Origin of the sequence: Bradyrhizobium sp. SZCCHNS3002 (assembly GCF_032377435.1) — a bacterium.
Lineage (GTDB): Bacteria > Pseudomonadota > Alphaproteobacteria > Rhizobiales > Xanthobacteraceae > Bradyrhizobium.
On sequence record NZ_JAUHHY010000035.1, the window covers coordinates 1 to 2,377 of the forward strand.

Below are 2,377 nucleotides of genomic sequence, written 5' to 3' on the forward strand. Positions count from 1 at the left end.
TTCCGTTACATGTTGAGATGCGTGAAGAAGGCGGGACAGTGCTGAGCGGCATGCGCAAGGATGCGCTGGCCGGCCTGTCCACCATTGCGATCGAACTCCACGACGGCAACGTTCGCGGCACGCTCGATCGGCTGAAAATGTGCGCCTCGGACGAATGCCGAAGGGTGTTCTACGACCGTTCGAAACCTTCGACGCGCCGCTGGTGCATGTCCGACCTGTGCGGCAATCGCATGAAGACGCGGGCCTATCGCGAACGCCTGCGGCAGACGAACGCGTCGTCGTGAGGCGTACAGGAGTGGCGAGGAAAGCCGATCATCGTTGACGCCGACGCCTGGACGGCGCCGGTTAACGCGCGTTGAAATCCGGCGCACGACTCGCACGCGAATCCCTCACACTGCCCGACGAGCAATTCCCGCGTGCGCGGCATGCACGAACTGCCTGTCGTGCCACTCTGTCGCACGTGGCTACGCTTGCGGCGTCGGGCAAATCAGGACGATCTTTCCGCGCATCCCGCCTCGATGAAGAGGGACGTTTCGGCCGATCGTCACGAACGGTGAGGCGGGGAGCGGTGGACGTGGAGGCGCCAACAGACGATGAGCGCCGAGACGGACGGTCAAGTCGCGTGGTCCTGGCATCCCGACGCTGATGCCCTGCGCAACGCGTTTCACGCGTCGTCGCACATGGTGGCCAACAAGCCCGGCGCACCAGGGAGATCGCGAAGCAGCCGTTAAAACCATCGCGCAGGGAATGCCGGTTGATCGGCTGCACCTGTGGTAACTGCCGCCTGCTTTTCTTGTTGCAGGCGGGCCATGGGTGAGGCCTTCACCCGGCATTCCCTGCGCCCTCTTCGATCTTTGAGGGTGTGAGCTTCGCCAGACTCGGGCGCGTCAGCGCTGCGGGAATGCGGACCCGCATCTGCTGTTTGAGACGTGGATAGTAGTAACCCGACGACTCTCCCAGCTCGTCATTCCGGGGCATCGCGAAGCGATGAGCCCGGCGACTGTCTTAGCTGTCAAGCGATTGCTGGGTATATCGGGTGTTGTTTTTGACCATGGTGTTTGCGGTGACCAACAGCTTTCGGGCGATGGCAATGAGGGCGAGCTTGGCGGGCTTGCCCTGTTCTCGCAGGGCTTGGTAGGCGGCTTTCATTCGGGGATTGTGACGGCTGGCGACGAGGGCGGCCATGTAGAGCGCCGTGCGCACGCAAGGGCGGCCGCCCGAGATGGCGGCACGGGGCGGCGCATTGCCGGACTGGCTGACATGCGGCGCGAGGCCGGCCAGGCTGGCGACAGCCTTGCGATCGACGCGGCCAATCTCAGGCAGTTCGGTGATCAGCACAGTGGCCACGCGCTCGCCGATCCCGGGGATCGAGGTGAGGATCTCGAAGCTGCAGGCAAGCTGCGGATCGGCGGCGATCCGGCGGTCGAGTTCGGTCTCGATCTGGCGGCACTGGGTCGTCAGAACAGAGATGGTGGCACGGTGATTGTCCAATAGGAGTGGCTCGGCGGTTTGTTTCAGCCGTGTCTTCTCCATGGCGATCATTTCCGTGAGCTGGCGACGACGTGTGGTGAGGGCCTTGAGCGTCAGCTGCTCGGCGGATGGCAATGGGCGAATGGCGTCGGTCATGGCGAGAGCGAAGCGCGCAATCAGCCGCGCGTCCAGCCTGTCGGTCTTGGCACGGCGCCCTTCAAACTCACGGAATGCCTTGATGCGGCGCGGATTGACGAGACCGACCTCGAACCCGGCCGCGCCGAGAGCGCTGACGAGTTGCCGGGCATAGGGGCCGATCGCCTCCAGCACGACACGGCCGACGCCGGCCTGGGTCAACCGCTCGACCACGGCGGCGACGCCTTCGGCAGCGTTGGCAACCCGGAAAGTCTTGCCCGAGGGAGCAAGGCCGACATCAAGAAAGCGCTGACCGACATCGATGCCGGCCGCGAGCGCAAGAGACTGAGCTGTCATGGGGATCAGACCTGTATGCGAGCTACCGGAAATCGGCGCTCATGCGACTGTTCGATCAGACAAGGCAAGCGGAGACGCCCAAGCCGGGTTACGGTCGCCGAGGCAACCGGGAATCCAACGAGCTGTCTCTACCCGCCGCCACTATGACAGTGACACCCGGTCAGATACAGGAATCCATAACCACGATCCGGAGTATGGATTCCGGGCTCGCCCTTCGGGCGCCCCGGAATGACGGTGGAGGGATTGTGTCCGCGCCGTCCTTCGCCTCACCGGATCGGCGGCGCATATTGAATGCCGCCGGCGTTCCAGAGCTCGTTCATGCCACGCGGAATCTTCAGGCTGGATCGGCTGCCGATGTTGCGCTCATAGACCTCGCCATAATTGCCGACATGCCGGATGATGCGCACCGCCCAGT

Annotated in this window: 2 protein-coding genes and 1 pseudogene; 1 reads left to right on the forward strand and 2 read right to left on the reverse strand. The window is 63.9% G+C overall.

Going from position 1 to position 2,377, the window contains the following annotated elements; genetic code table 11:
• A partial coding sequence (locus QW845_RS34060; protein ID WP_315805878.1) for a CGNR zinc finger domain-containing protein occupies positions 1–284 on the forward strand: 284 nt, incomplete at its 5' end.
• Between the two features lie 721 nt (positions 285–1,005).
• Here the strand turns inward: QW845_RS34060 and QW845_RS34065 are convergent.
• Together QW845_RS34065 and QW845_RS34070 are read right to left on the reverse strand one after the other, a co-directional pair.
• Positions 1,006–1,962 (reverse strand): IS110 family transposase, encoded by a 957-nt coding sequence (locus QW845_RS34065; RefSeq protein WP_315701447.1) that lies wholly within the window; start codon positions 1,960–1,962, stop codon positions 1,006–1,008.
• A gap of 266 nt (positions 1,963–2,228) precedes the next feature.
• Positions 2,229–2,377: pseudogene (locus QW845_RS34070) on the reverse strand (amino acid ABC transporter substrate-binding protein); the annotation flags it as partial.